At 54.4% G+C, this 23,596-nt stretch carries 22 protein-coding genes and 1 pseudogene; 12 read left to right on the forward strand and 11 right to left on the reverse strand.

Annotated elements, in window-relative coordinates; all coding sequences use genetic code 11:
* Nucleotides 1-212: 212 nt before the first annotated feature.
* Entirely contained in the window at nucleotides 213-452 is a 240-nt protein-coding gene (locus tag APU11_RS26215) for a BrxA family protein (RefSeq protein ID WP_001353740.1), read from the reverse strand.
* A gap of 812 nt (nucleotides 453-1,264) precedes the next feature.
* Between APU11_RS26215 and pstS the strand changes: the two genes are divergently transcribed.
* The 5 genes from pstS to phoU all read left to right on the forward strand — a co-directional run bounded on the left by pstS (nucleotide 1,265) and on the right by phoU (nucleotide 5,842).
* Nucleotides 1,265-2,305: a phosphate ABC transporter substrate-binding protein PstS gene (gene pstS / locus APU11_RS00060; RefSeq protein WP_013099410.1), complete on the forward strand. Its 1,041-nt coding sequence runs from the start codon at nucleotides 1,265-1,267 to the stop codon at nucleotides 2,303-2,305.
* A 126-nt stretch (nucleotides 2,306-2,431) separates the two neighbouring features.
* Complete coding sequence (gene pstC, locus APU11_RS00065) at nucleotides 2,432-3,391, forward strand: phosphate ABC transporter permease PstC (protein WP_013099411.1); 960 nt, start codon at nucleotides 2,432-2,434, stop codon at nucleotides 3,389-3,391.
* Nucleotides 3,391-4,281 (forward strand): phosphate ABC transporter permease PstA, encoded by an 891-nt coding sequence (pstA, locus tag APU11_RS00070; RefSeq protein ID WP_020690249.1) that lies wholly within the window; start codon nucleotides 3,391-3,393, stop codon nucleotides 4,279-4,281. Before pstC ends, pstA begins: the two co-directional genes overlap by 1 nt.
* Before the next feature lie 47 nt (nucleotides 4,282-4,328).
* Nucleotides 4,329-5,102, forward strand: a complete 774-nt coding sequence (pstB, locus tag APU11_RS00075; protein WP_008500183.1) for a phosphate ABC transporter ATP-binding protein PstB — start codon at nucleotides 4,329-4,331, stop codon at nucleotides 5,100-5,102.
* Between the two features lie 14 nt (nucleotides 5,103-5,116).
* Entirely contained in the window at nucleotides 5,117-5,842 is a 726-nt protein-coding gene (phoU, locus tag APU11_RS00080) for a phosphate signaling complex protein PhoU (protein ID WP_008500182.1), read from the forward strand.
* Between the two features lie 50 nt (nucleotides 5,843-5,892).
* Here phoU and yieH read toward each other — a convergent pair whose 3' ends face one another.
* Nucleotides 5,893-6,558 carry a 6-phosphogluconate phosphatase gene (yieH, locus tag APU11_RS00085; RefSeq protein ID WP_038982282.1) on the reverse strand — a complete coding sequence of 222 codons (666 nt, stop codon included), beginning with the start codon at nucleotides 6,556-6,558 and terminating at the stop codon, nucleotides 5,893-5,895.
* A 165-nt stretch (nucleotides 6,559-6,723) separates the two neighbouring features.
* Here yieH and adeP point away from each other — a divergent pair, with 165 nt between their 5' ends.
* Entirely contained in the window at nucleotides 6,724-8,061 is a 1,338-nt protein-coding gene (gene adeP / locus APU11_RS00090) for an adenine permease AdeP (protein ID WP_023621401.1), read from the forward strand.
* 61 nt (nucleotides 8,062-8,122) lie between these two features.
* On the opposite strand, the gene APU11_RS00095 is transcribed toward adeP, so the two are convergent.
* From APU11_RS00095 to rpmH, 8 genes and pseudogenes are all read right to left on the reverse strand, one after another.
* The gene (locus APU11_RS00095) at nucleotides 8,123-8,689 is read right to left on the reverse strand and encodes an NADPH-dependent FMN reductase (protein ID WP_013099415.1); all 567 of its coding nucleotides are present in this window, start codon (nucleotides 8,687-8,689) and stop codon (nucleotides 8,123-8,125) included.
* 36 nt (nucleotides 8,690-8,725) lie between these two features.
* The gene (locus APU11_RS00100) at nucleotides 8,726-9,472 is read right to left on the reverse strand and encodes a hypothetical protein (RefSeq protein ID WP_013099416.1); all 747 of its coding nucleotides are present in this window, start codon (nucleotides 9,470-9,472) and stop codon (nucleotides 8,726-8,728) included.
* Nucleotides 9,473-9,621: 149 nt separating this feature from the next.
* Nucleotides 9,622-9,927: pseudogene (locus tag APU11_RS00105) on the reverse strand (hypothetical protein); the annotation flags it as partial.
* A gap of 101 nt (nucleotides 9,928-10,028) precedes the next feature.
* Nucleotides 10,029-11,393 (reverse strand): tRNA uridine-5-carboxymethylaminomethyl(34) synthesis GTPase MnmE, encoded by a 1,365-nt coding sequence (mnmE, locus tag APU11_RS00110; RefSeq protein ID WP_058650550.1) that lies wholly within the window; start codon nucleotides 11,391-11,393, stop codon nucleotides 10,029-10,031.
* A 72-nt stretch (nucleotides 11,394-11,465) separates the two neighbouring features.
* Nucleotides 11,466-13,106, reverse strand: a complete 1,641-nt coding sequence (yidC, locus tag APU11_RS00115; protein WP_020685445.1) for a membrane protein insertase YidC — start codon at nucleotides 13,104-13,106, stop codon at nucleotides 11,466-11,468.
* A 2-nt stretch (nucleotides 13,107-13,108) separates the two neighbouring features.
* Nucleotides 13,109-13,366: a membrane protein insertion efficiency factor YidD gene (gene yidD, locus APU11_RS26220; RefSeq protein WP_001307474.1), complete on the reverse strand. Its 258-nt coding sequence runs from the start codon at nucleotides 13,364-13,366 to the stop codon at nucleotides 13,109-13,111.
* Nucleotides 13,330-13,689, reverse strand: coding sequence for a ribonuclease P protein component (rnpA, locus tag APU11_RS00120; protein WP_028028049.1), 360 nt, complete (start codon nucleotides 13,687-13,689; stop codon nucleotides 13,330-13,332). The genes yidD and rnpA overlap by 37 nt, the downstream gene beginning before the upstream one ends.
* A gap of 16 nt (nucleotides 13,690-13,705) precedes the next feature.
* The gene (gene rpmH, locus APU11_RS00125) at nucleotides 13,706-13,846 is read right to left on the reverse strand and encodes a 50S ribosomal protein L34 (RefSeq protein WP_000831330.1); all 141 of its coding nucleotides are present in this window, start codon (nucleotides 13,844-13,846) and stop codon (nucleotides 13,706-13,708) included.
* 637 nt (nucleotides 13,847-14,483) lie between these two features.
* Here rpmH and dnaA point away from each other — a divergent pair.
* From dnaA to gyrB, 4 genes are read left to right on the forward strand one after another with little or no spacing between them, the layout of a single operon-like run.
* The gene (gene dnaA / locus APU11_RS00130) at nucleotides 14,484-15,881 is read left to right on the forward strand and encodes a chromosomal replication initiator protein DnaA (protein ID WP_014830027.1); all 1,398 of its coding nucleotides are present in this window, start codon (nucleotides 14,484-14,486) and stop codon (nucleotides 15,879-15,881) included.
* 4 nt (nucleotides 15,882-15,885) lie between these two features.
* Nucleotides 15,886-16,986, forward strand: coding sequence for a DNA polymerase III subunit beta (gene dnaN / locus APU11_RS00135; RefSeq protein WP_008500170.1), 1,101 nt, complete (start codon nucleotides 15,886-15,888; stop codon nucleotides 16,984-16,986).
* Nucleotides 16,986-18,059, forward strand: a complete 1,074-nt coding sequence (recF, locus tag APU11_RS00140) for a DNA replication/repair protein RecF (RefSeq protein ID WP_013094779.1) — start codon at nucleotides 16,986-16,988, stop codon at nucleotides 18,057-18,059. The genes dnaN and recF overlap by 1 nt, the downstream gene beginning before the upstream one ends.
* 28 nt (nucleotides 18,060-18,087) lie before the next feature.
* Nucleotides 18,088-20,499, forward strand: a complete 2,412-nt coding sequence (gyrB, locus tag APU11_RS00145) for a DNA topoisomerase (ATP-hydrolyzing) subunit B (protein WP_013094780.1) — start codon at nucleotides 18,088-18,090, stop codon at nucleotides 20,497-20,499.
* 33 nt (nucleotides 20,500-20,532) lie between these two features.
* Here the strand turns inward: gyrB and APU11_RS00150 are convergent, their stop codons facing one another.
* A complete protein-coding gene (locus tag APU11_RS00150) occupies nucleotides 20,533-21,468 on the reverse strand; it encodes a LysR family transcriptional regulator (protein WP_058650551.1) in 936 nt (311 codons plus the stop codon).
* A 110-nt stretch (nucleotides 21,469-21,578) separates the two neighbouring features.
* Between APU11_RS00150 and APU11_RS00155 the strand changes: the two genes are divergently transcribed.
* Entirely contained in the window at nucleotides 21,579-22,604 is a 1,026-nt protein-coding gene (locus tag APU11_RS00155; protein ID WP_058650552.1) for an NAD(P)-dependent alcohol dehydrogenase, read from the forward strand.
* A 114-nt stretch (nucleotides 22,605-22,718) separates the two neighbouring features.
* Nucleotides 22,719-23,531 (forward strand): sugar-phosphatase, encoded by an 813-nt coding sequence (yidA, locus tag APU11_RS00160; protein ID WP_020685441.1) that lies wholly within the window; start codon nucleotides 22,719-22,721, stop codon nucleotides 23,529-23,531.
* Nucleotides 23,532-23,596: the final 65 nt, after the last annotated feature.

The raw sequence follows: 23,596 nt of genomic DNA on the forward strand, positions 1-23,596 counted from the left end.
CGCGATCAACAACCTGTTTGACTGCTTCAGTTTTAAACTCTTCAGGATAACGCTTACCGCTCATGGGCACCTCTCTTTAAGTCATCTTAAATGACTCTGAGGTGTCTGTTAAACGCGTGGCGATTCAATTGTTCAGATAAGTTTAAGCAAGATACTGTCAATCACAGTGACCATTCATGGTCATTACACTTCCTCCAGTTGCCAGACAATGCCTAACATAAAAACGCAAAAGCCCAAAAGTCAGAGCTTAGGTGTTCTAGGCGTTTTCTAAGCGCTGAAGAAATACGTCTTACCGTAGATTGCGTGCGTTTCTGAAGCACATTTTCCTTATACATGGCTTTATCCCAGGCAGCTTCATCAAGCTCTTGGAGTAACAAGCCAGTAATAATGCGACACTCTCGGGTTTGTAGCGAGCCGCTGGTGAGATCGGAGTTATAGCGGAAAGGGGTCATTTGTAATTATTTGTGGGTGGAGGATAGTTAACTTATTATTGTAGTTGGAAGAGGCTGCTTTCCAAACATTAGCACCTCGTAATGCTTGTTACTGTATATTAATTTATGCTCTTAGCGCATGTTAATGGGCTATTACAATGCATAATGTCCACATCAAGATAACTGTGGCTTAACACCTGTACAAGCGAAAAAAATCAATCACCTGTCCGGAAATACGGGATCACTGTAAAGTGTTGGTGAGGCAGTCTAGGAGGGGGATTTAATTTGGGATACTGATGAAAGGATTATGATCAGTTGGATATAGGATCGTACTAAGCTGAGCGGCAGGTTAGCTAGATTAGTTAACCAGATAAGTGAAATCTAGTTCCAAACTATTTTGTCATTTTTAATTTTCGTATTAGCTTACGACGCTACACCCAGTTCCCATCTATTTTGTCACTCTTCCCTAAATAATCCTTAAAAACTCCATTTCCACCCCTCCCAGTTCCCAACTATTTTGTCCGCCCACACGGGTGGAGCTTTTTTACCCTGCCTGGTTTGTTTTTAATCAACGCATTCGCGTTTTTATTTATGACAATCTGTCATCTTCAGCTACTTTTTTCAGTGTCACATAAAGAAAATATTTCTGAAAAGTTGTTGTCATGATTGTGGCTAACATGATGATAAATCAGGAATCTTTCGCTGGTTTTTAAGCTAAATTTCCATTGTCATAAAACTGTCATAATTCGTACATTTATCTGTCACCTGTTTGTCCTATTTTGCTCATCGTAGCCACTTAAACAATGATTTACGAAATCCTTGCAGGAGACATTATGAAAGTTATGCGTACCACTGTCGCAACTGTTGTCGCCGCGACCTTATCTCTGAGCGCTTTCTCTGTATTCGCAGAAGCAAGCCTGACTGGCGCTGGTGCAACCTTCCCTGCGCCGGTGTATGCCAAATGGGCGGATACCTACCAGAAAGAAACCGGTAACAAGGTTAACTATCAGGGTATCGGCTCCTCCGGTGGCGTGAAACAAATTACCGCAAACACCGTTGATTTCGGCGCATCCGACGCTCCGCTGTCTGATGACAAACTGGCTCAGGAAGGCCTGTTCCAGTTCCCGACCGTAATCGGTGGTGTAGTTCTGGCGATCAACCTGCCGGGCGTGAAGTCGGGTGAGCTGGTGCTGGACGGCAAAACCCTGGGTGATATCTACCTGGGCAAAATCAAAAAATGGGATGACGAAGCCATCGCTAAGCTCAACCCTGGCCTGAAGCTGCCTTCTCAGAACATCGCCGTGGTTCGCCGCGCGGATGGTTCTGGTACCTCTTTCGTCTTCACCAGCTACCTGGCGAAGGTGAACGAAGAGTGGAAATCTAAAGTCGGTTCCGGCTCTACCGTTAACTGGCCAACCGGTCTGGGCGGTAAAGGGAACGACGGTATCGCCGCGTTCGTACAGCGTCTGCCGGGCTCTATCGGTTACGTAGAATATGCGTACGCCAAGCAGAACAACCTGTCCTACACCAAACTGGTTTCTGCTGATGGCAAACCTGTCAGCCCGACTGAAGAGAACTTTGCCAACGCTGCAAAAGGCGCTGACTGGAGCAAATCCTTCGCTCAGGACCTGACTAATCAGAAAGGTGAAGACGCGTGGCCAATCACCTCTACCACCTTCATTCTGGTTCACAAAGAGCAGAAGAAACCTGAGCAGGGTGCAGAAGTGCTGAAGTTCTTCGACTGGGCATACAAAAACGGCGGCAAACAGGCTAATGACCTGGATTATGCCAGCCTGCCAGACAGCGTGGTTGAGCAGATTCGTGCTGCATGGAAAACCAACGTGAAAGACAGCAGCGGTAAAGCGCTGTACTAACAGGATATATTTAACGAAGATGGCGGGTGGCGCTACGCTTACCCGCCCTACGGTTAACGCTGTAGGCCCGGTAAGCGTAGCGCCACCGGGCATATTCGTAAAACGTCTCAAACAGAAGAGTAATTTATGGCTGCAACCAAGCCTGCATTTAACCCTCCGGGTAAAAAAGGTGACATGATTTTCAGCGCGCTGGTGAAACTGGCTGCGCTGATTGTGCTATTGCTGCTGGGCGGCATTATCGTGTCTCTGATTTTCTCCTCCTGGCCGAGCATTCAGAAATTCGGTTTCTCCTTCCTGTGGACCAAAGAGTGGGACGCGCCGAATGATATCTACGGTGCGCTGGTGCCGATTTACGGCACGCTGGTCACCTCGTTCATCGCCCTGCTGATTGCAGTTCCGGTAAGCTTTGGTATCGCCCTGTTCCTGACGGAACTGGCACCGGGCTGGCTGCGACGCCCGCTGGGTATCGCCATTGAACTGCTGGCGGCCATTCCAAGTATCGTGTACGGCATGTGGGGTCTGTTTATCTTTGCGCCACTGTTTGCCACGTATTTCCAGGAGCCGGTGGGTAATGTTCTTTCCGCTATTCCGTTTGTGGGGGCGCTGTTCTCCGGCCCGGCATTCGGTATCGGTATTCTGGCGGCTGGTGTGATCCTCGCCATCATGATTATTCCGTACATTGCGGCAGTTATGCGCGATGTGTTCGAACAAACCCCGGTGATGATGAAAGAGTCGGCTTACGGCATTGGCTGCACCACCTGGGAAGTGATCTGGCGTATCGTTCTTCCGTTCACCAAAAATGGGGTGATTGGGGGCGTGATGCTGGGCTTAGGGCGTGCGTTGGGTGAGACCATGGCGGTGACCTTTATCATCGGTAACACCTACCAGCTCGACAGTGCCTCGCTCTATATGCCGGGTAACAGTATTACCTCCGCACTGGCGAACGAATTCGCCGAAGCGGAATCCGGGCTGCACGTGGCGGCGCTGATGGAGCTGGGTCTGATCCTGTTCGTGATTACCTTCATCGTACTGGCGATCTCCAAGCTGATGATCCTGCGTCTCGCGAAAAATGAGGGGGCACGCTAATGGCAACTCTCGAAATGCAAAGCACTGCTCAGCTTGCGGAATCCCGCCGCAAAATGCAGGCGAAGCGTCGTTTCAAAAACCGTATCGCGCTGACGCTCTCGATGGCAACGATGGCATTCGGTCTGTTCTGGCTGATCTGGATCCTCTTCTCTACCGTGGTTCGCGGTATCGACGGCATGTCTCTGGCGCTGTTCACCGAAATGACGCCTCCGCCGAACACGGCGGGTGGTGGACTGGCGAACGCCCTGGCAGGCAGCGGATTGCTGATCCTGTGGGCGACGGTATTCGGTACGCCGCTTGGCATCATGGCGGGTATCTATCTGGCGGAATATGGCCGTAAATCCTGGCTCGCAGAAGTGATTCGTTTCATTAACGACATTCTGCTCTCTGCGCCGTCTATTGTGGTGGGTCTGTTTGTTTACACCATTGTTGTGGCACAAATGGAACACTTCTCCGGCTGGGCGGGTGTGATTGCGCTGGCGCTGCTGCAGGTGCCTATCGTCATTCGTACTACCGAGAACATGCTCAAACTGGTGCCGGACAGTCTGCGTGAAGCGGCGTATGCGCTGGGTACACCAAAGTGGAAAATGATCTCCGCGATTACGCTTAAAGCCTCTGTTTCCGGGATCATGACCGGTATTCTGCTGGCCATTGCCCGTATCGCGGGTGAAACGGCACCGCTGCTGTTTACCGCCCTCTCCAACCAGTTCTGGAGCACGGACATGATGCAGCCGATCGCCAACCTGCCGGTGACGATCTTTAAATTTGCGATGAGCCCATTCGCGGAATGGCAGCAGCTGGCCTGGGCCGGGGTGCTGATCATCACCCTTTGCGTATTGTTGCTGAACATTCTGGCGCGCGTCATTTTCGCGAAGAAGAAACACGGTTAATTTTTTACGGCGCGGCAGCTCGCGGCGCCGAATGAGGAAATGAGTCAATGAGTATGGTTGATACTGCCCCGGGTAAGATTCAGGTTCGTGATTTGAACTTCTACTACGGCAAATTCCATGCCCTGAAGAATATCAACCTGGATATCGCGAAGAACCAGGTAACGGCATTCATCGGTCCGTCCGGCTGTGGTAAATCCACGCTGCTGCGCACCTTTAACAAAATGTACTCGCTCTATCCAGAGCAGCGTGCCGAAGGCGAAATCATCCTGGACGGTGAAAACATTCTGACCCAGGCTCAGGATATCGCCCTGCTGCGCGCCAAAGTGGGCATGGTTTTCCAGAAACCGACGCCGTTCCCGATGTCGATATACGACAACATCGCGTTTGGTGTACGCCTTTTTGAAAAGCTCTCCCGTGCCGATATGGACGAGCGCGTGCAGTGGGCCTTGACCAAGGCCGCATTATGGAACGAAACCAAAGATAAGTTGCACCAGAGCGGTTACTCTCTCTCCGGCGGGCAGCAGCAGCGTCTGTGCATTGCGCGTGGAATCGCGATCCGCCCGGAAGTGTTGCTGCTGGATGAGCCGTGTTCAGCGCTGGACCCGATCTCAACCGGTCGTATCGAAGAGCTGATCACCGAGCTGAAGCAGGATTACACCGTGGTTATCGTGACCCACAACATGCAGCAGGCTGCGCGTTGCTCCGACCACACGGCATTTATGTACCTGGGCGAGTTGATTGAGTTCAGTAACACGGACGATCTGTTCACCAAGCCCGCTAAAAAGCAAACAGAAGACTATATCACCGGTCGTTACGGTTGATTCAGGAGCGCGCTATGGACAATCTCAATCTTAATAAACACATTTCCGGCCAGTTCAACGCAGAGCTGGAAAGTATTCGCACTCAGGTCATGACCATGGGTGGCATGGTCGAGCAACAGCTTTCTGATGCGATCACGGCGATGCACAACCAGGACAGCGAACTGGCGAAGCGCGTTATCGAAGGCGATAAAAACGTCAACATGATGGAAGTGGCGATTGACGAAGCGTGTGTGCGCATCATCGCCAAGCGTCAGCCGACGGCGAGCGACCTGCGTCTGGTGATGGCCATCATCAAAACCATCGCCGAGCTGGAACGTATCGGTGACGTTGCGGATAAAATCTGCCGCACCGCGCTGGAGAAATTCTCTCAGCAGCATCAGCCGCTGCTGGTAAGCCTGGAGTCGCTGGGCCGCCACACGGTGCAGATGCTGCACGACGTGCTGGATGCCTTTGCGCGTATGGATCTGGATGAAGCGGTACGTATCTACCGTGAAGACAAGAAAGTCGACCAGGAGTATGAAGGCATTGTGCGCCAGCTGATGACCTACATGATGGAAGATTCACGTACGATCCCAAGCGTACTGACCGCCCTGTTCTGCGCGCGCTCTATCGAGCGTATCGGCGACCGCTGCCAGAACATTTGCGAATACATTTTCTACTTCGTGAAAGGTCAGGACTTCCGTCACGTGGGCGGCGACGAACTGGACAAACTGCTGGCGGGTAAAGATCCGAAAGAGTAATCAGTGGTTAAAATGCCCGGTGGCGCTGCGCTTACCGGGCCTACAAAAACCTATCGTGTAATATTCCACCCGCGCGCCTTCCACAATTCCGGCAACTGCGCCAGATCGGTAAAGGTCGTCACTTTTGGATGATCGATCGGCTTGTTGTGCGGGTCGGCACAGAAATAAAACACTTCCATTCCTGCATCAATGCCCGACTGCGCGCCCGCGGACGAGTCATCCACCAGAATACAGTTCTCTACGTTGACGTTCATTGCGTTTGCCGCATGGAACATCAGCGCAGGATCTGGCTTCCAGCGTTGAATATCGTAGCCGCTGAACAGTTTTTCCGGGAAGTGGTGCAGCATCTCAAGCTTACCCAGCGAGTGCTGCATTTTGCTGACCGGTCCGTTAGACACCACGCAGATCGGTACCGTCATGGCATCCAGCAGCGCGTTTGCGCCAGCAATGACCTCCAGCTCAGAATCGAACAGGCGTGCGACCTCGGCGCGGTACACCGGTTCCAGATCCGTTTTCGCCAGATCCACACCGTGTTCGGCGTTAATGATGTCGATGATCTCGTACAGCTTCACGCCCTTAAAGCGTTTGAACACCTCGTCGAGATTGAGCGTAATACCAAATTCCTGGAACATGGCGACATACGCGCGGGAACAAATGACCTCACTGTCGACCAGCGTACCGTCGCAGTCGAAAAATACCGCTTCAATTCCGGACATGCCTTTCCCTTTTTACAAGTTTAACGTTTACGTACTGCAGTTCAACGAGACGCAATCGTTGCCGTATAAGCAAAATCAATGAAAAAAGTATCTCGTAACCGCCACTATTGTCGCATTTTGGTATAGGATAGCGACGAATTTTCCCTCCTTGTTCGGAAATTGATGATGAGTCAACAACACACAACCCAGACATCGGGTCAGGGTCTGCTTGAGCGCGTGTTTAAACTGCGCGAGCACGGCACAACGGCACGCACCGAAGTGATCGCCGGTTTTACTACCTTCCTGACGATGGTCTATATCGTTTTTGTTAACCCACAAATTCTGGGCGTTGCTGGCATGGATACCAGCGCCGTCTTCGTGACAACCTGCCTGATCGCTGCACTTGGCAGCATTCTGATGGGCGTATTCGCTAACCTGCCGGTTGCGCTGGCTCCGGCGATGGGTCTTAACGCATTCTTTGCGTTCGTAGTAGTTCAGGCGATGGGGCTGCCGTGGCAAGTCGGCATGGGCGCTATCTTCTGGGGCGCGGTTGGTCTGCTGCTGCTGACTATTTTCCGCGTGCGTTACTGGATGATTGCTAACATTCCTGTCAGCCTGCGCGTGGGTATCACCAGCGGTATCGGTCTGTTCATCGGTATGATGGGGCTGAAAAATGCCGGTGTTATCGTCGCTAACCCGGAGACGCTGGTCAGCATCGGTCACCTGACCTCCCATAACGTGCTGCTGGGCGTGCTGGGCTTCTTTATCATCGCGATCCTCGCTTCCCGCAATATTCATGCGGCGGTGCTGGTGTCCATCGTAGTGACCACCCTGCTGGGCTGGATGCTGGGTGACGTTCACTATAACGGCATTGTCTCCGCACCACCGAGCGTCTCTACCGTTATTGGTCATGTTGATCTGGCGGGTTCCCTGAATCTGGGTCTGGCGGGGGTGATTTTCTCCTTTATGCTGGTGAACCTGTTTGACTCCTCCGGCACGCTGATCGGCGTGACCGACAAAGCGGGCCTGGCGGATGAGAAGGGTAAATTCCCGCGCATGAAGCAGGCGCTGTTTGTGGACAGCATCTCCTCTGTCAGCGGTGCTTTTATCGGGACCTCTTCTGTTACCGCTTATATTGAGTCCTCTTCCGGTGTCTCCGTAGGGGGCCGTACCGGTCTGACCGCGGTGGTGGTGGGTATTCTGTTCCTGCTGGTGATCTTCCTTTCTCCACTGGCTGGCATGGTTCCACCGTATGCGGCTGCCGGTGCGCTGATTTACGTGGGGGTACTGATGACCTCCAGCCTGTCGCGCGTGAAGTGGGATGATTTAACCGAAGCGGTACCGGCGTTTATTACCGCGGTAATGATGCCGTTCAGTTTCTCTATTACTGAAGGTATCGCGCTGGGCTTTATCTCTTACTGCGTGATGAAGATTGGCACCGGTCGTTTCCGCGACCTCAGCCCGTGCGTCATCATTGTGGCGCTGCTGTTTGTGCTGAAGATTGTGTTTATCGACGCCAAATAAACATGTTTGCACCCTCTCCCGTGGGAGAGGGCTGGGGTGAGGGCATCAGCCCGCACCTCACTTAAGCCTTCACCCTCTTGATATAATCCCCAAACGCCGTCAACTGGCCAGAGAGATGGTCACGCGTGCTCTGGTCCACCACTTCACCCGTCTGCGGGTCGACCTTATTCTGAATCACTCCACCCATAAATTCCGGCTTGTTCATGACCATTGCATCCAGGAATACCAGGATCTGGCGCAGATGATACTGGCAGCGCGCACCGCCAATGGCACCCATTGAACTGGTCTGAATCAGCACCGGCTTACCGGAAAGCGGCTGCTCCGGCAGGCGGGATAGCCAGTCAATTGCGTTTTTCAGACCACCCGGAACCGAGTAGTTATACTCTGGCGTCACAATCACCACCCCGTCAGCCTGGCGAATCTGCTCGGCCAGCGCTTCGACGCTCTGCGGAAAGCCTTCTTCCTGCTGCACGTCCGCATCGTAAAGGGGAATGTCACCAATGGACGGCAGGGCGCTAATCTCCATACCCGCCGGAGCCAACTGTGGCAACGTACGGGCAACCATCCCGTTAAATGAACCTTTGCGCAGGCTTCCCAGTAATGTAACGACTTTCAACGTTTCAGACATGATTACTCCTGTTTCATCATGATGACCCTGAACGGATCAGCTAAGGGTATATGCTTTTTCTGCCGGTAAACTGGTTAATCTCATCAGGCGCGCGGCGGGCTCGTTGGCACGTTCGGGCACATCCGGAAGGCTACTCCATCCCTGTTTACTGTCAAATTCCCAGATTTTCAGCCGTTCAATGGCAGGTGTGACTGCTACAGACCAGATCAGTACATCCTCAACATCGCTGAGCGCTTCTACCAGCGCGGCTTGCGTGGAGCGCAGGCGTCCGGAGCCCGGCAGGAGTTGCAGCTGACTGGCATCGTCTGACGCGCAGCCACAGAGCTTACGAATGCTCTGACGCAAGGTGATAAGCTGAGCCCGGGCTTCAGTGGGATCGTTCTGGTTGCGCACCCACAGCTGTTCATTGCTGGAGAGCGGGTAATCATCATGCGGGCTGGCGCCGTGAAAACCGCGTGTCGCGCGCTGAAGCTCCATATCCAGCCCGCAATCGCCTTCAGTGGTGAGTGCTACGCCAATAATATTGCCCGTATAGGCAATGGAGAAACGCGGCAGCTCCGGGTCGGCAAAGACCGGACGACCTTCAGGTTGGATGATGATGTCCGGCAGCTCACTGGTGCCGTACAGCATAAACAGCAGTTCAGCAAGAAGCGCCCGGGACGCCAAAAAACGCGACCGACGGTGCTCAGGAAGTTTGAGCGCTTCACTGTGACACGCTGAAGAAATTCTGGCCGATACGAGACGACCTTCTGTCAGTATCCCTCTTGCAAAGTGCGTAGCCATTTTTCGCTCCTTGATAATGGTCGTAGTCGGTTAAACGGTTACATCATTATCGCTTAACTCAACTCCTGTTTTAATCAGTAAATGATAGTAAGAAAAGGCTGAGGACCGAACTTTACATTTTCTTAGGTGAAAATTGGATCGCTGACACCCTATAACGCCTTGATGGTCTCGCGTAGCCAGAGGATTTTCGGATTATGGCTGTTCCGTTTATGCCAGATCTGCGTGAAGGGCTGGAGGACCATAAGTAAAAGGATGCAGAGCATGCTACAGCCAATCATAATCCCGATCAGCATATTGCGCGCAAACGGCGTCAAGAACGAGACCGCCATACTGACCATCGTGGAATACTGCTCGCGATTAAAACCCATGGTTTCCATCAGCAGCACCGGGGAAACGGTTACATAGGTGAGAATCGCCGCCACGCACAGGGTAGCGTTCAATAACCGGCTAATAAAAAACGGTTCAGTAGCTTTCGGCCGGATGGCTCTCTTTGAGTACGGCAATCGACTGGACAAGGGTGATTTCCTGGGGGGAAATCACCCTTCAGTAACGGGAGTCACTTACCAATACAGAAGCTCGAGAAGATCCTCCCAAGCAGATCGTCCGACGTAAACTCCCCGGTGATCTCACTCAGATTCTGCTGCGCCAGGCGCAGCTCTTCCGCCAGCAATTCTCCCGCCCATGCGCCAATCAGCTGCGCTTTGCCCTGCTCGAGGTGACGTGCCGCCTCTTCCAGCGCCTGCAGGTGGCGACGCCGCGCCAGGAAGCCGCCTTCCATGCTGGTGTCAAAGCCCATGCTCTGCTTGAGATGGTTACGCAGGTCGTCAACGCCCTCGCCGGTGCGGGCCGACAGACGGATAAGTGAGTGACCATTCACATCGCTGATGCCCAGCATTTCGCCGGTGACGTCTGCTTTGTTACGCACCACGGTGATCGGCAGTTTAGCTGGCAGACGGGCGATAAAGTCCGGCCAGATCTCCGCCGGGTCTACGGCGTCGGTCGTGGTGCCATCCACCATAAACAGCACACGGTCGGCCTGCTCAATCTCCTGCCAGGCGCGCTCGATACCAATACGCTCCACTTCGTCGCTGGCATCACGCAGACCCGCAGTGTCGATGATATGCAACGGCATGCCATCGATGTGAATATGCTCACGCAGCACGTCGCGGGTGGTCCCGGCGATGTCGGTCACGATCGCCGCCTCACGGCCCGCGAGGGCGTTCAGCAGGCTCGATTTCCCGGCGTTTGGACGACCCGCGATGACCACCTTCATCCCTTCACGCAGCAGGCTCCCCTGGCGCGCTTCGGCGCGAACGGCATCGAGATCGGCCATCACATCATTGAGCTGGGCTTCAATTTTACCGTCAGAGAGAAAGTCGATTTCTTCATCCGGGAAGTCAATCGCTGCTTCGACGTAGATCCTGAGGTGAGTAAGTGCTTGCACAAGGTGATTTACACGTGCGGAAAACGCGCCCTGCAACGAGTTCAGTGCGGAGCGGGCCGCCTGTTCAGAGCTGGCGTCGATCAGGTCTGCAATCGCCTCGGCTTGCGCCAGGTCGAGCTTGTCGTTGAGGAAGGCACGTTCGGAGAACTCGCCCGGCTTCGCAATGCGCAGGCCCGGCAGAGTCAGAATACGTTTTAACAGCAGGTCGAGGATGACCGGGCCACCGTGACCCTGCAGCTCCAGCACGTCTTCACCGGTAAAGGAGTTCGGGCCGGGGAACCACAGCGCAATGCCCTGGTCCAGTGGGGTACCGTCGCTGTCTTTAAACGGCAGATAATCAGCGTAGCGCGGCTTTGGCAGTTTACCCAGCACCGCTTCAGCGACCTCGCGCGCCTTCAGGCCGGAGATACGCAAAATGCCTACACCACCGCGTCCCGGTGGGGTTGCCTGGGCGACGATAGTGTCGTTATGGCTCATGGTTGCTCTCGTTCAATACAAATAAAAAAGGCGGTCAATCGACCGCCCTTATTTTAGCGTTAACTTACCGAATCAGGACTTTTTCTTTTCGCGGCTGTGCAGGCCACGTTTTTCCAGACCACGGTAAATCAGCTGCTGTTGGATGATGGTCACCAGGTTGCTGACGATATAGTACAGCACCAGACCTGACGGGAACCACAGGAAGAACACGGTGAAGATGACCGGCATAAAGGTCATGATCTTCTGCTGCATCGGGTCGGTCACGGTGGTCGGAGACATTTTCTGGATGAAGAACATCGTCACGCCCATCAGGATCGGCAGGATGTAGTATGGGTCCTGTGCGGACAGATCATGGATCCACAGGGCGAACGGCGCATGGCGCAGCTCAACGGAACCCATCAGCATGTAGTACAGCGCAAGGAAGATTGGCATCTGAATCAGCAGCGGGAAGCAGCCACCCAGCGGGTTCACTTTCTCTGCTTTATACAGGGCCATCATCTCCTGGCTCTGACGCTGTTTGTCATCGCCCAGACGCTCGCGCATTGCCTGAATCTTCGGCTGCAGCATACGCATCTTCGCCATGGAGGTGTACTGCGCTTTGGTCAGCGGGTACATGATGCCACGTACGATGAAGGTGATAACGATGATGGAGAAGCCCCAGTTACCCAGGAAGCTGTGGATGAACTTCAGCAGCTTGAACAGCGGCTGAGAGATGAACCACAACCAGCCGTAGTCAACGGTCAGATCCAGGTGCGGTGCAACAGCAGCCATTTTGTCCTGGATTTCCGGGCCGACCCACAGGGTGCTTGCCAGCTTACCGGTTTGACCCGGCTGAACCAGAACCGGCTGAGATTTGTAGCCGATAGCCGCAATACCGTTGCCCAGATTCGCGGTGTAGAAGTTATTGGTACCGTCGTTATTTGGGATCCATGCCGTTGCGAAATACTGCTGCAACATTGCCACCCAACCGCCTTTGGAGCTGACGTTCAGGTTTTCGTTATCGGCAATGGTGTCGAATTTGTATTTCTCATACTTCGCGTCAGGCGTGGAGTATGCCGCGCCACGGAAGGTATGCAGCGCAAAGTTGCTGCTTCCGGTGTCACGGTGAGACGGCAGATTGATGGACTGCTTCAGCTGACCAAAGGTCGATACTTCAAGCGGTTTCGCACCGGCGTTCTGTACGCTGTAGCCCACGTTCACTGCATATTCACCGCGTTTCAGGGTGAAGGTTTTAGTGAAGGTGTTGCCTGCCGCGTCGGTGTAGGTCATCGGAATAACGAGTTCGTTCTGGCCATCAGCCAGTACAAAGGTGTCGTTTTCGACGTTGTACAGTGGACGCGCACCGTTAGCCGGGTTATCCGGGCCATCACGACCGGTCAGGCCGCTCTGCGCCTGGTAGATAAACTCTGGCGTGGTTTCCAGTAACTGGAACGGCTCGGTAGACTTCAGCTCTTTCGGGTAGGTCAACAGCAGCGCCTGCTCAACATCACCACCACGGGTGTTGATAGTCAGCTCAAGCACATCGGTCTTAACCGTAATCTGTTTCCCCTGGCCACTGGCCGGTACGCCCTGGTCGGCGGCACTCCCCTGGCTGCTCGTTGTCTGCGTGGTCTGCTGCTGGGGTTGAGGATTTTTATCCTGCTCCCATGCCTGCCAGATCATGAAAGACACGAACAACAAAGCGATGATAAGAAGATTGCGTTGCGAATCCATCGTTAGTGTTCTCTGGTATCAAAGGGTCCTGGGGGGACGGGGTCGTCTCCACCTGGGTGTAAAGGGTGGCATTTTAATACGCGTTTCACCGTCAACCAACTGCCTTTTATCACTCCAAACCTGCGCAATGCCTCAATTCCGTAGCTTGAGCATGTTGGCGTGAAACGGCAGTGTGGCCCGAGTAGCGGACTAATCAGGCGTTGATAGACCCGAATGAGGGCTATCAGGACCCGCGAGCCAGGCGACAGTGGCGGCGCCATAATTTTTCCAACGCTTCCGAGAGAGCACGGTTATCGAGGTCGGCAACCCCTTTTTTCGCCACCACCACGAAATCCATAGAAGGCAGTTCGTGCTGACGTAAACGGAAGCTTTCACGCGTCAGACGTTTAATCCGGTTGCGTTCATGCGCACGCTTAACGTTTTTCTTGGCGACAGTAAGACCGATGCGGGGATGCCCCAGCGAATTTTGGCGGCCGAGGATGGTGATTTGCGGCGTGCCAGCCCGTAGTGGCTGCTGGAAGACGAAAGTGAAATGAGCGGGAGTTAACAAACGTAACTCCCTGGGAAATGCTAGCTTAACCACTCAGGGGTTAGCTTTATTACTTGGAAACGGTCAGACGAGCGCGGCCTTTAGCACGACGACGTGCCAGAACCTGACGACCATTTTTAGTAGCCATACGAGCACGGAAGCCGTGAGAACGGTTGCGCTTCAGTACAGACGGTTGAAAAGTGCGTTTCATGGCGATTTCTACCTAAACTTGAATAAATTCACTGACTTTTGCGTATACCCGAACGAGATTCGAACGACTAACGCCTCAGCGTGGGTGATTAAAGAGGCCGGATTGTAATAATTGTACACTCCGGAGTCAATTCTCTTTCCTTATTTCCCGCGTATTTCCGCACGATTTCGCGTGGAAAATGAGCAACGGACGACGCAGGAAGAAGAGCATCACGCGCCGGGTCGAGGATTATACGGTCTCATCAACAAAGCGCAAGGATCGTCCTGGATCTTCGTTAGATCATTTAAGCAAAAAATTGTCTGTTCTCATTAAATTTTCCAATATGCGGGCTAAATCGTGGGGCACTCCCGCCAGGATCGTTTACACTTACCCGGTTTCGGATCTTCCTGTGGATAAATCGGGAAGAATCTGTGAGAAACAGAAGATCTCTGGCTCAGTTTAGGCTATGATCCGCGGTCCCGATCGGGATCCAGCGATCCTGGCCGGGCATAAACACAATATCGTTCAGGTTGTTTCAACGATGGCGTGTATAACCGCAGATAGCGGTTCGCACATCCCCCTCATTGGGTCATGTCGATGTGCGCCAACAATCATGAATATTCAATAGTTTTCTTTTATTGTTCGAGTGGAGTCCGCCGTGTCACTTTCGCTTTGGCAGCAGTGTCTTGCCCGATTGCAGGATGAGTTACCAGCCACAGAATTCAGTATGTGGATCCGCCCGTTGCAGGCGGAACTGAGCGATAACACGCTGGCTTTGTATGCGCCAAACCGTTTTGTGCTCGATTGGGTAAGGGACAAGTACCTTAATAACATCAACGGACTGCTGAATGATTTCTGCGGGTCAGATGCCCCGCAGCTGCGCTTTGAAGTGGGCACAAAGCCGGTTACCCAGACGGTGCGCGAAACCGTAAACGTGGCAGCGCCTGCTCAGGCGGCACCCGCTCCGGCTCCTCGCGTTGCTCCTGCTGCACGTCCGGGTTGGGATAATGTGCCTGCCCCGGCAGAACCGACCTACCGCTCTAACGTTAACGTCAAACACACCTTCGATAACTTCGTGGAAGGTAAATCGAACCAGCTGGCACGCGCGGCGGCTCGCCAGGTGGCAGACAACCCCGGTGGAGCCTATAACCCGCTGTTCCTCTATGGCGGCACGGGTCTGGGTAAAACGCACCTTCTGCACGCGGTGGGTAACGGCATTATGGCGCGCAAGCCAAATGCGAAAGTGGTGTATATGCACTCCGAGCGCTTCGTTCAGGACATGGTAAAGGCCCTGCAAAACAATGCGATCGAAGAGTTTAAACGCTATTATCGTTCTGTTGATGCGCTGCTGATCGATGACATTCAGTTCTTTGCGAATAAAGAACGATCGCAGGAGGAGTTTTTCCACACCTTTAATGCGCTGCTAGAAGGTAACCAGCAGATCATTTTAACCTCGGATCGTTATCCAAAAGAGATCAACGGTGTGGAAGATCGTCTGAAATCCCGCTTCGGCTGGGGCCTGACCGTGGCGATCGAGCCGCCGGAACTGGAAACCCGCGTCGCGATCCTGATGAAAAAAGCCGATGAGAACGACATTCGCCTGCCGGGTGAAGTGGCGTTCTTTATTGCCAAGCGTCTGCGTTCCAACGTTCGTGAGCTGGAAGGGGCGCTGAACCGCGTCATCGCCAATGCCAACTTTACCGGCCGCGCGATCACCATCGATTTTGTGCGTGAAGCGCTGCGCGATCTGCTGGCACTGCAGGAAAAACTGGTCACTATCGACAACATTCAGAAGACGGTGGCCGAGTACTACAAAATCAAAGTGGCAGATTTACTGTCTAAACGTCGTTCCCGCTCGGTGGCGCGCCCGCGTCAGATGGCGATGGCGCTGGCAAAGGAGTTAACCAACCACAGTCTGCCGGAGATCGGCGATGCGTTTGGTGGCCGTGACCATACGACCGTGCTGCACGCTTGTCGCAAGATTGAGCAGTTACGCGAAGAAAGCCACGACATAAAAGAAGATTTTTCCAATTTAATCAGAACATTATCATCGTGACGCTATGAAATTTACCGTTGAACGTGAACATTTATTAAAACCGCTGCAACAGGTGAGTGGCCCATTAGGTGGCCGCCCAACGCTGCCTATTCTCGGAAACCTGCTGCTTCAGGTCGCGGACGGTACGCTGTCGCTGACCGGCACAGACCTGGAAATGGAAATGATCGCGCGCGTTACGCTGACTCAGCCGCATGACGCAGGCGCGACCACGGTTCCGGCACGTAAATTCTTTGATATCTGCCGCGGGCTGCCGGAAGGCGCAGAGATCGCGGTGCAGCTGGAAGGCGACCGCATGCTGGTGCGCTCTGGCCGCAGCCGTTTCTCCCTCTCCACGCTGCCTGCTGCGGACTTCCCGAACCTGGACGACTGGCAAAGTGAAGTCGAATTCACCCTGCCGCAGGCGACGATGAAGCGTCTGATTGAAGCCACGCAGTTCTCTATGGCGCACCAGGACGTTCGTTACTATTTAAACGGCATGCTGTTCGAAACCGAAGGGGAAGAGCTGCGTACCGTGGCCACCGACGGCCACCGTCTGGCGGTCTGTTCCATGCCAATTGGCGACTCACTACCAAACCATTCGGTGATCGTGCCGCGTAAAGGCGTAATTGAGCTGATGCGTATGCTCGACGGTGGCGACACGCCGCTGCGCGTGCAGATCGGCAGCAACAACATCCGCGCTCACGTGGGCGATTTCGTCTTCACATCCAAGCTGGTTGACGGTCGTTTCCCGGATTATCGCCGCGTATTGCCGAAGAACCCGGACAAAACGCTGGAAGCGGGTTGCGATAGCCTCAAGCAGGCATTTGCCCGTGCGGCCATTCTCTCGAACGAGAAATTCCGCGGTGTGCGCCTGTACGTAAGTGAAAACCAGATCAAAATCACCGCCAACAACCCGGAGCAGGAAGAGGCAGAAGAGATTCTGGACGTCACCTACGCCGGGGCTGAGATGGAAATCGGGTTTAACGTCAGCTACGTGCTGGACGTGCTGAATGCACTGAAATGCGAGAACGTTCGCATTCTGCTGACTGACTCCGTTTCGAGCGTACAGATTGAAGATGCCGCATCACAGTCGGCTGCGTATGTTGTTATGCCAATGAGACTGTAATGTCGCTCACCCGTCTGTTGATCCGCGACTTTCGCAATATCGAAAGCGCGGATCTCGCTTTATCCCCTGGCTTTAACTTCCTGGTTGGCGCAAACGGCAGCGGCAAAACCAGCGTGCTTGAAGCCATCTATACGCTCGGCCATGGCCGGGCGTTTCGCAGTTTGCAGATTGGTCGCGTGATTCGCCACGAACAGGAATCCTTTGTCCTGCACGGGCGTTTGCAGGGTGAGGAGCGGGAAACCGCCATTGGCCTGACCAAAGACAAGCAGGGCGACAGCAAGGTGCGCATCGACGGTACCGACGGCCACAAAGTGGCGGAGCTGGCGCTGCTGATGCCGATGCAGCTGATCACGCCGGAGGGGTTTACTTTACTCAACGGCGGCCCCAAATACAGAAGAGCGTTCCTCGACTGGGGATGCTTTCACAACGAAGCCGGTTTCTTTAACGCCTGGAGCAACCTGAAGCGTCTGCTTAAGCAGCGTAACGCCGCATTGCGCCAGGTCACGCGCTACGCCCAGCTGCGCCCGTGGGACATGGAATTAATTCCTCTTGCGGAACAAATCAGCCGCTGGCGTGCCGAATACAGCGCAGGCATCGCCGAAGATATGGCCGACACCTGCAAACAGTTTTTACCTGAATTTTCTCTCACCTTCTCCTTCCAGCGCGGCTGGGAAAAAGAGACGGATTATGCCGAGGTGCTGGAGAGAAACTTCGAGCGCGACCGTATGTTGACCTACACCGCGCACGGCCCGCACAAGGCGGATTTCCGCATTCGTGCTGACGGTGCGCCGGTAGAAGACACCCTGTCGCGCGGGCAGCTCAAGCTCCTGATGTGCGCGCTGCGCCTGGCGCAGGGGGAGTTCCTCACCCGCGAAAGCGGGCGACGCTGCCTGTACCTGATAGATGATTTTGCCTCGGAACTTGACGACGCGCGGCGCGGGCTGCTTGCCAGCCGCCTGAAAGCCACGCAGTCGCAGGTTTTCGTCAGCGCCATTAGCGCTGAACACGTTATGGACATGTCGGACGAAAATTCGAAGATGTTTACCGTGGAAAAGGGTAAAATAACGGATTAACCCAAGTTGAAATGAGCGAGAAACGTTGATGTCGAATTCTTATGACTCCTCCAGTATCAAAGTCCTGAAAGGGCTGGATGCGGTGCGTAAGCGCCCGGGTATGTATATCGGCGATACGGATGACGGCACCGGTCTGCACCACATGGTATTCGAGGTGGTAGATAACGCTATCGACGAAGCGCTCGCGGGTCACTGTAAAGACATTATCGTCACCATCCACGCCGATAACTCTGTTTCCGTACAGGATGACGGCCGTGGTATCCCCACCGGTATCCACCCGGAAGAGGGCGTGTCTGCTGCAGAAGTGATCATGACCGTTCTGCACGCAGGCGGTAAATTTGACGATAACTCCTATAAAGTCTCCGGCGGCCTGCACGGCGTAGGTGTTTCCGTGGTAAACGCCCTGTCGCAGAAACTGGAACTGGTTATCCAGCGCGAAGGCAAAATTCACCGCCAGATCTATCAGCACGGCGTGCCTGAAGCGCCGCTGGCCGTGACCGGCGATACCGAAAAAACCGGTACCATGGTGCGTTTCTGGCCGAGCCTCGAAACCTTCACCAACGTCACCGAGTTCGAGTACGACATCCTGGCAAAACGCCTGCGTGAACTGTCGTTCCTGAACTCCGGCGTCTCAATTCGTCTGCGTGACAAACGCGACAACAAAGAAGACCACTTCCACTATGAAGGTGGTATCAAAGCGTTCGTTGAATACCTGAACAAGAACAAAACGCCAATTCACCCAAATATCTTCTATTTCTCTACGGAAAAAGACGGTATCGGCGTGGAAGTGGCTCTGCAGTGGAACGACGGTTTCCAGGAAAACATCTACTGCTTCACCAACAACATTCCACAGCGTGACGGTGGTACGCACCTTGCGGGCTTCCGTGCGGCGATGACCCGTACCCTGAACGCCTACATGGACAAAGAAGGCTACAGCAAAAAAGCGAAAGTCAGCGCCACCGGTGATGACGCCCGTGAAGGCCTGATTGCTGTTGTCTCCGTGAAAGTGCCGGATCCGAAGTTCTCCTCACAGACCAAAGACAAGCTGGTCTCCTCTGAGGTGAAATCGGCGGTTGAACAGCAGATGAACGAACTGCTGAGCGACTACCTGCAGGAAAACCCGAACGACGCGAAAATTGTTGTCGGTAAAATTATCGATGCAGCGCGTGCCCGTGAAGCGGCGCGTAAAGCCCGTGAAATGACCCGCCGTAAAGGCGCGCTGGACTTAGCGGGTCTGCCGGGCAAACTGGCTGACTGCCAGGAACGCGACCCGGCGCTGTCCGAACTGTACCTTGTGGAAGGGGACTCCGCGGGCGGTTCTGCGAAGCAGGGCCGTAACCGTAAGAACCAGGCCATCCTGCCGTTGAAAGGTAAAATCCTCAACGTTGAGAAAGCGCGTTTCGACAAAATGCTCTCTTCTCAGGAAGTGGCGACGCTGATCACCGCGCTGGGCTGCGGCATTGGTCGTGACGAATACAACCCGGACAAGCTGCGCTATCACAGCATCATCATCATGACCGATGCGGACGTCGACGGCTCGCACATCCGTACGCTGCTGTTGACCTTCTTCTACCGTCAGATGCCGGAAATCGTTGAACGCGGCCACGTCTACATTGCACAGCCGCCGCTGTACAAAGTGAAGAAAGGCAAACAGGAACAGTACATCAAAGATGACGACGCGATGGATCAGTACCAAATCGCGATCGCACTTGATGGTGCGACCCTGCATGCGAACTCCAGCGCTCCGGCACTGGCAGGTGAGCCGCTGGAGCGTCTGGTGTCTGAGTTCAACGCCACGCAGAAAATGATTGGTCGTATGGAGCGTCGCTATCCAAAAGCGCTGCTGAAGGAGCTGATCTATCAGCCAACCCTGACTGAAGCCGATCTGAGCAACGAGCAGGCGGTGACCCGCTGGGTGAACGCGCTGGTGAGCGAGCTGAACGAGAAAGAGCAGCACGGTAGCCAGTGGAAGTTCGACGTTCAGCAGAACGCGGCGCAGCAGTTTGAGCCGATTATTCGCGTGCGTACCCACGGCGTCGATACCGATTACCCGCTGGAGCACGAGTTTGTGACCGGCCCGGAATACCGTCGTATCTGCACTCTCGGCGAGAAGCTGCGTGGTCTGATTGAAGACGATGCGTTCATCGAACGTGGCGAACGTCGTCAGCCGGTGGCCAGCTTCGAACAGGCGCTGGAATGGCTGGTGAAAGAGTCCCGTCGCGGCCTCTCTATCCAGCGTTATAAAGGTCTGGGCGAAATGAACCCGGATCAGCTGTGGGAAACCACCATGGATCCGGAAAGCCGTCGCATGCTGCGCGTTACCGTTAAAGACGCGATTGCTGCCGACCAGCTGTTCACGACCCTGATGGGCGATGCGGTTGAACCTCGTCGTGCCTTCATCGAAGAGAACGCACTGAAAGCGGCGAATATCGATATTTAATCGTTGTTATACAGCACGACTCAGGCCGCGCATTTAGCGCGGCTTTTTTTTGGGCGAAGGCATATCCAGCGACAGCACTGACGGTAAACGGCTGGCAAGCGTATCGATGGCAATTCTGACTCTGAGTGGCAGATGCGGCGTCTGTTGCCAGACTGCATGAACGTCGAAGCGTACGTCCGGCGCCTGCTTTAAAAGCGGGATGAGTTTCCCCTGCTGTATTTCTCTGCGGGCCATCCAGCAGGGCAACCATGCAATGCCGTATCCTGCCAGCGCTGCGTCGCAAATCGCCTGTAAATCATCCATATTGAGGGATGAGCGGGGAGTAAAGGTGTGCGATCTCCCTTCGTTATCCATCAGCTGCCAGGGTAACACTCTGCCTGCTCGCAGATAGTTAATGGCAGTATGGTGGGGTAAATCAGCAACGGTGTCTGGCTGACCGCTTTTTTGCAGATATTCTGGCGCAGCACAGAGCACCATGCGGTGTTCTCCCAGCCTTCTGGCGACCAGAACGCTACTGTCCTGCAGCGTGCCGTTGCGCACCGCCATATCAAACCCTTCCTCTACGAGATCCACCACGCGGTCGCTGAATGACATTTCCAGTTCAAGACCGGGATGTTCCTGCGCCAGTTCTATCAGCAGTGGCGCGACGCACTGGCGACCAAACAGCACCGGCATGGCCACACGCAGGCGGCCGCTGACCTGCTGCTTCCCCGTTTCCAGCAGCGACTCCGCGCCCCTAATCTCCTCCAGCGCACGCAGGCAGCGCTCGTAAAAAAGCGCCCCGTTATCGGTCAGGCTTTGGCTGCGGGTGGTGCGGTGAAACAGACGGACTCCCAGCCGCTCTTCCAGGCGAGCGATGCTTTTTCCCACCGCGGAGCGCGACAAATGCAGGCGGATCGCGGCCTGCGCAAAACTGCCCGCCTCCACGGCGGCCACGAAAACGGGAATATCCTTCAGCGTACTGGTCATGGATTGTTTCCATTATGGCGTCAATAGTGGGAAAAGTTATCGCCACTGGCAACAAGGAGTCAACGGTAGACTGTCGATACTGAAGCTTATTTAACGGCAGGAGAAAAACGATGGCAGAGACAATGCAACGCTGGTCAATGAACGCTCTCGGACGGGAGAATCTTAAACTCACCCAGGAACCTGTTCCGAAGCCAGGTCCAGGCGAAGTGCGCGTGCGGGTGAATGCCGTTGCGCTCAACTATCGCGATAAAATGGTTATTGAAGGCATGATGCCGATCCCGCTTTCCTTCCCGTTCACACCGGCGTCTGACATGGCCGGCGTGGTGGACAGCATTGGTGAAGGCGTGACGCGTTTTCAACCCGGCGCTCGCGTCATCTCGACGTTCTTCCCGGAGTGGATCGATGGCAGGCCGCAGGCGGATGCCCGTCATTTGCCCTATAAAACGAGCGGAGGGTACTTCCCGGGGATGCTGGCTGAGTACGTGATCGTGAATGAAAACGGGCTGGTGGCCGCTCCGGAAACCCTGGATGACGTTGAGGCCAGCACATTACCTTGTGCAGGGCTAACCGCCTGGTTTGCGCTGGTGGAGCGCGGGAACTTGCGAGCCGGACAATCGGTGCTGGTACAAGGCACCGGCGGGGTGGCGATTTTCGCACTGCAAATTGCAAAAGCACTCGGTGCGGAGGTTTACGTGACTTCGGGGAGTGATGAAAAGCTGGCGCGGGCTAAAAAACTGGGAGCCGATCGGGGTATCAACCGGCTGAAAGGCGACTGGGCTGAAGCGCTTTTAACGCTGACTCAGGATCGCGGCATTGACCACATAATTGAAACCGTGGGGGGAGAAAACCTGCAGTACTCCCTGCGTGCCGTCGCCGTTCATGGACGCATCTCGGTGATTGGCGTGCTGGCCGGGAGCGAGATTACGCTATCAGCGGGTGAGTTGTTGCTGAAATCCCCGGTTATTCAGGGGATTGGTGTCGGGCATCGCCGTGCGCTGGAAGAGTTTGTCCGCGCCGTGGAGGTGACAGGGCTGAAACCGGTCATTGAGCAGCGCTACCGTTTTGACCAGCTGGAGCAGGCGCTGGAACACCTCGATCGCGGCGCGTTTGGTAAAATCGTCCTCACCCGCGAGTGAACCAACGTTCCCCGGGATTGCGGAAAAAGGGGTTTTCTGTTGCGCAATGTAGCTCTATTTTTGTGTGCTTAATCGCGTTAGCATGAGGTAGCACTCATTTATCCCGGGGATCTCATGGCTATCAAACTCATTGCAATCGATATGGACGGCACGCTGCTGCTGCCAGACCACACTATCTCTCCAGCCGTTAAAAACGCAATCGCCGCGGCGCGCGCAAAGGGCGTGAATGTGGTCCTGACCACCGGGCGTCCGTATGCGGGCGTGCACAGCTACCTCAAAGAGCTACACATGAATCAGCCGGGTGATTACTGCATCACCTATAACGGCGCGCTGGTGCAGAAAGCGGCGGACGGCAGCACGGTTGCGCAAACCGCGCTGAATTATGATGACTATCTGTTCCTGGAAAAACTGTCCCGTGAAGTCGGGTCTCACTTCCACGCGCTCGATCGTACAACGCTCTACACCGCTAACCGCGACATCAGCTATTACACCGTGCACGAATCGTATGTCGCCACCATTCCGCTGGTGTTCTGTGAAGCAGAAAAAATGGATCCGAACACTCAGTTCCTGAAAGTGATGATGATCGATGAGCCTGAGATCCTCGATAAAGCCATTGCGCGCATCCCGGCGGAGGTCAAAGAGAAATACACCGTGCTGAAAAGCGCACCGTACTTCCTCGAAATCCTCGATAAACGCGTCAATAAGGGCACCGGCGTGAAGTCGCTTGCCGACGCGCTGGGCATTAAGCCTGAAGAGATCATGGCCCTGGGCGATCAGGAAAACGACATCGCAATGATTGAATACGCGGGTATGGGCGTGGCGATGGAAAACGCCATCCCGTCAGTGAAAGAAGTGGCGAACTTCGTCACCAAATCTAACCTGGAAGACGGCGTGGCTTACGCGATTGAGAAATTTGTCCTGTCTTAGCAGTCGCCCTTAATCATCAGCCTCGGTTATCAACCGGGGCTTTTTTTGGCCCTGAGTTTATTGAA

The sequence above is a fragment of the Enterobacter sp. 50793107 genome (assembly GCF_001463365.1).
In the GTDB taxonomy this organism is placed as follows: domain Bacteria; phylum Pseudomonadota; class Gammaproteobacteria; order Enterobacterales; family Enterobacteriaceae; genus Enterobacter; species Enterobacter cloacae.